General features: G+C 53.6%; 4 protein-coding genes and 1 pseudogene. 2 read left to right on the top strand and 3 right to left on the bottom strand.

The genetic code is table 11. The features are described from left to right. Positions 1 to 190: pseudogene (locus F591_RS32515) on the top strand (group II intron reverse transcriptase/maturase); the annotation flags it as partial. A gap of 650 nt (positions 191 to 840) precedes the next feature. Here the strand turns inward: F591_RS32515 and F591_RS0126670 are convergent. From F591_RS0126670 to F591_RS0126660, 3 genes are all read right to left on the bottom strand, one after another. After that, positions 841 to 1,545, bottom strand: coding sequence for a FadR/GntR family transcriptional regulator (locus F591_RS0126670; protein WP_019537596.1), 705 nt, complete (start codon positions 1,543 to 1,545; stop codon positions 841 to 843). Positions 1,546 to 1,550: 5 nt separating this feature from the next. After that, entirely contained in the window at positions 1,551 to 1,748 is a 198-nt protein-coding gene (locus F591_RS0126665) for a hypothetical protein (RefSeq protein WP_156829722.1), read from the bottom strand. 171 nt (positions 1,749 to 1,919) lie between these two features. Further along, positions 1,920 to 3,374: a purine-cytosine permease family protein gene (locus F591_RS0126660; protein WP_019537594.1), complete on the bottom strand. Its 1,455-nt coding sequence runs from the start codon at positions 3,372 to 3,374 to the stop codon at positions 1,920 to 1,922. A 238-nt stretch (positions 3,375 to 3,612) separates the two neighbouring features. On the opposite strand from F591_RS0126660, the gene F591_RS0126650 reads away from it, so the two are divergent. After that, positions 3,613 to 4,686 (top strand): chemotaxis protein CheB, encoded by a 1,074-nt coding sequence (locus F591_RS0126650; RefSeq protein WP_245581145.1) that lies wholly within the window; start codon positions 3,613 to 3,615, stop codon positions 4,684 to 4,686. Positions 4,687 to 4,931: the final 245 nt, after the last annotated feature.

Here is a 4,931-nt window from a genome sequence, read left to right as displayed (position 1 = left end):
AAACCGATTCCTGACCAAAGTGGACTGGCATATCCGCAGAAGAATAAGTCTGTGGTGGAACAGAAAACACAAGAAGAGGAGAGCCAGTCAGGTAAATGTGTTCGAATTACTTCGGATGGCGGGTCTGAAAACCGTCGCAATTTGGGGCAAACGTACTGTCCAAGGTGAAGAACGTCGGAAAGCCGTATGAGGGAAAACTTCACGTACGGTTTGATGAGGAGGGGCTGGTACCCCCAGCCCTTCACTCTACAAAATCAGAAAAAACGGCCTCTTTATTGAATGAATGTTGTAAAATGTACACAATTTTGAACGAAATACATCGATTTTACTCCGATGAGGCGATTAATGTTGTACGGAATACAATATTCGGCCCGGCTTTTTCGAATATTGCACGAAATTGTGTATTATATGCAACATTCCCAAGTTCCCACTTTCGTTTGACTTTGTCAGCAGCCGGAATCCGTCCAGACAACCAGCATAACCGGAAGGGTGAGCGTGAACCGTGGGGAAACATCCCCTGTTCAGTAACTTGGGGGCGGCTACCTATGGGGCAACACCAGAGGGGAGTGCGATAACCGAGAAGCCGCTACCAGAAGGTCAACAGCCAAGGGGGAGCTCAGCAACGAGAAGCGGCTACCAGAAGGTCAACAGCCAAGGGGAAGCTCAGCAACGAGAAGCGGCTACCAGAAGGTCAACAGCCAAGGGGAAGCTCAGCAACCAGAGAGGACGGCAACCAACGCGGGCATGAGTCCCGGGGTTTCGCCTGCTCGACGACCATGCGGGGCGGCAGCCGGTGCCGTTGGCAGCGACGAAAAAACCGCGGACCAACGCGGCTCGCGGTTATTGAATCGTTTTCATCAATGAAATGTTGTATTCGATATGCCGCTCCATCTCTTCGGCGGCGCGGCTGCCGTCGCGGTCTATTACCGCCTGCAGCACCGCTTCGTGCTGGCTCGCGAACGTCTCGTTGACGCCTTCGATGCCGTGGGTTTGCAGCCGGATCGTGTACAAATTTTGCGGCAGCAGATCGGAGACGACGACCAGGATGTCGGACAGCGTATTGTTGTAAGCCGCCTTCGCCAGCAGAAGATGGAAGTCGAGGTCGGCCTGGATCATCTGCTCCAGGTCGTCGGTGCTTCTCATCCGCTCGACGGCGCTCGAGATCAGCCGCAGGTCGGCGTCCTTCCTGCGCTTGGCCGCCAATTTGGCGATGCCGCTCTCCAGCACCTTGCGGGATTCCAGCAGCTCGACCGTCGTTTCGGTCGGAATCGTAAAAAACGGCAAAAAATTGGCCAGCACCTTGGACATATGGGGAACCTTCAGCACGGTCCCTTCGCCCGGACGGGACTGGATCACGTCGTAAAATTCCAGGATGCGCAGCGCCTCCCGCACGGAAGAGCGGCTTACGTTCAGATGGCTGGCCATTTCGCGCTCGGTCATCAGCTTGTCGCCCGCTCCGAGATTTTTGGATACGATATATTCGCGAATTTGCAGCAGCACCTGCTCAAAAATGCGAAAGTTCTTGTTATTGGCATGAACGGCCATTCGGCTCACCCTTCGTCCTTCCCTTTGTTGTCGCGCTTTGGCAATAAATCGCCATATTCCAGCTCATCGTCTTCCATTCGCAAAAAACGGTCGCGGCATCGAGCCGTGCAAAACCGGTGCTCCCGTTCGGGAAAACCGGCCACATGGAGCACCGGCTTGCCGTCAATCCGTTTGAAGCATAACTCGCAGTTCTCCGTCATCATAACCACCTGCCATCGGTTCGTCAAGTCTTCGATTGAGCGGCACTCCAGACTGGTTCGCCAAGTCTTCGATTGAGCTGCACTCCAGAGCCGTTCGTCAAGCCTTTCATTTGGGCATGCACTCCATACCGGTTCGTCAAGTCTTCGATTCGAGCGGCACTCCAGAGCCGTTCGTCAAGTCTTCGATTCGGGCAGCGCTCCGTGGTACCGGGCCGGCGGCACCCAATTCGTCTGCCGATCGTGGGGGAAGCGGGTAAAGTAATATTTTCCGCCCGTCGCCGCCGTCAAGATCGGATGCAGCGCCGCGCCGGTAAGCATCGCGGCAAATGAGGCATAGAAGACCGGATACGCCCCCGCCACGCCCAGGATGCCGACGCCGACCCCTGCCGCCAGCGATACGAGTCCCGTCGGGTTCCACCGGTACAGGAACGGCCGGCGGTATTCGATAAAGTCGGTCGGCCCGAGGCGCAGCAGCTTCCGGCAGACGTAATGGTCGATCAAGGCGATGACAATCCACGTATTGGTTAGCACGCCGGTAATCGCCATCCACTTGTCCAAATACTGCAAAATGTTGAAGGAATACACCAGGCAGCCGACCGCATAGACGGCTACCATCCAAAACTGCCGCCCCGGCGTAAAGCGAAAGGCCAGCGAAAACGTATTGGACAGCGCCAGCGAGCCCGAGTACAAATTCATCACGTTGATGCGAAACTGGGTGATCAGGACAAAGATGACGCCCCATATTCCCATAATGGCTGGAAACACGTATCCCGAATCGGCCGCCAGCGCCCGGTTGCCGTCAGTCAGCAGCGGGAGCAGCGTGTAAGCGAACAGCGGTCCGCATAATATCGTAATCATCATCGGCAGCAGCATCCCGAGCATAATGACGAACGCGCCTCGGTAGCCGGCATCCTCCTTGGCGAACCGTCCGTAATCCGTCGCCATCAGTCCTTGAAAGACGACTTGCCCGTTAACCAGCATGAAGGCCAGCCACATTGCATTCTCCCGGCCGGCGTCCACTCCCCAGGCGCCGGGCCCCGCCACCTCGTACTGGTGAAACAGCTGAAACAAACTGTACCCGAGCAGCAAAGCATACAGCAGCACGCCCCACGTTTGAAAAATTTGCAGGCCTTTCATGCCGTACCAGACGAACAGCAGCTTGACCAGGCCGAGGGCGGCGAAGATCAGCGTTCCCTGCAGCGTGTTGAAATGCACGTTGAAATAGACAGAGATGGCGTGGGTCACGATCGTGCCCTCAAACAAAAAATAAAACACATAGTTGAGCCCGTAAATGAACGAAGTCACAGCCGAGCCCATATAGCCGAAGCCCATGCCCCGCGTCATCAAGTCGATCGTCAGCCCTTCCTTGCTGGCGAGCCGGATCATCAGCGTGCCGACGACGGCGGCTCCGGCAAACAAATAGGCGATCGGCCACAAGATCCGCGGCCATTCGGCGAGAAAGCCGAGCTGCGCGCCGAACGCGTAAAAGAACATCGCGGTCGAGTTGCCGAGCAGCACGGAGATAATCGCAGGGATCGGCCAGCGATAGTAAGAAGGAATTTTGCGTATTGCGTAATCTTCGATGTGCTCCGAGCGGGTCGTATGCGTCGGACCTCGAAACCAGTTCATAACTCGCGCCCCATGTCCCTGATGATGCTGTTGATTGACACCATATGTTTCATTATATCACATTTTTGGTCAATAGATTGCAAAAGCTCCTCGTTCTCCTGAAACGCGAATTTTGCGGATTCCTCGCATTCCTTCGGCCCGCAGCCCCTGAATTATGTAGCGCTGCTAAATTTTCCTGTGCTATTATGAAGTTAAGGCCGCCACAACTTCGGAAAGGAGCTTGGGAGAGTTGAACGACATGCAATTGCCCTCGACGCCGCTCTATATCGCTGGGGTCGGAGCTTCGGCTGGAGGGCTTGAGGCGCTGAAGACGATGCTGGATCATACTCCTTCCGATACAGGCATCTCCTTTGTGATCGTCCAGCATTTGTCGCCTAACCATAAAAGCTTCATGACGGAACTGCTGTCGCGACATACCGAGATGGAGATTATCGAGATTCATGATCACATGAAGGTCGAATCCAATAAGGTATATATTTTGCCCCCCAAGCATGCTTTAACGATTCAGGGGCGCAGGCTTCGCTTGACCGAGCTGCACGAGCCGCATAAAATCAAGACGATTGACATGTTTTTTCAATCGTTGGCTGAGGAAGAAGGCAGCCGGGCAATCGGGATCATTTTGTCCGGAACGGGCAGCGACGGGGCAAAAGGCATCGAATGCATTAAAGAAAACTGCGGCATGACGATCGTTCAGCATGAATCGAACGCCAAATTCGACGGGATGCCCAAAAGCGCGATTCAGACCGGGCTGACAGATTATATTCTCCCCGTCGAGCGCATCGGTGCGGAGCTGACGAATATCGTCAAGGCCGGACATCAAGAATTTCATTTGGAGGAATCGCACAAGCATATGGTGGATCTAAACTCGAAAGTTTCGGCGATCCTTGCGCTGATCAAGGAACATCTCCAAATCGATTTTGCCCAATACAAGAACAGCAGCGTCTTGCGGCGCATCGAGAAGCGAATGGCGGTTAACCGTATTTACAATATAAATAAGTATATCGAATTTCTTAAGCTCCATCCCGATGAGATCGTTAAGCTGAAAAGAGATTTATTGATCGGCGTCACCTCCTTCTTTCGCGACGCGCAGGCCTTCGAGGACTTGGCGCATCAAGTGATCCCGGCTATTTTTGAAAACAAGAAAAAGGAAAAAGAAATCCGCATCTGGTCGACAGGCTGCTCCACGGGAGAGGAGGCGTATTCGCTAGCCCTATTGTTTCAAATGTATATGGAGAAGAGAAAGGAGAAATATCATTCTGAATTTCGAAAGCGCATAAGATCAATGCAAGATGCTAAAGCAATGGCGACTTAAGATGTAAAAATGTAGGAGTTTCCCATGCCTGGTGGAGACGGAAGCTTGCGGCGGATGGTCTTTCCCCCTCCCCAATGAAGAGGCAGTCCTTATTTCCATGTAAAATTTTGCTATCATCATTCTAACTGCGCCACTCGAACCTCGATTCGTTTCCAGACATAACGGCTGGAAAAGTCCTTCCCAAGCTTTAGTATGACAGAGCGGCCATGCCGAATGAGCGTCGCGGCGCAATGAAAGAATTCCAG

It is taken from the genome of Paenibacillus ginsengihumi DSM 21568, from assembly GCF_000380965.1.
Taxonomy (GTDB): domain Bacteria; phylum Bacillota; class Bacilli; order Paenibacillales; family NBRC-103111; genus Paenibacillus_G; species Paenibacillus_G ginsengihumi.
This window is presented reverse-complemented; position numbering and strand designations above follow the sequence as displayed.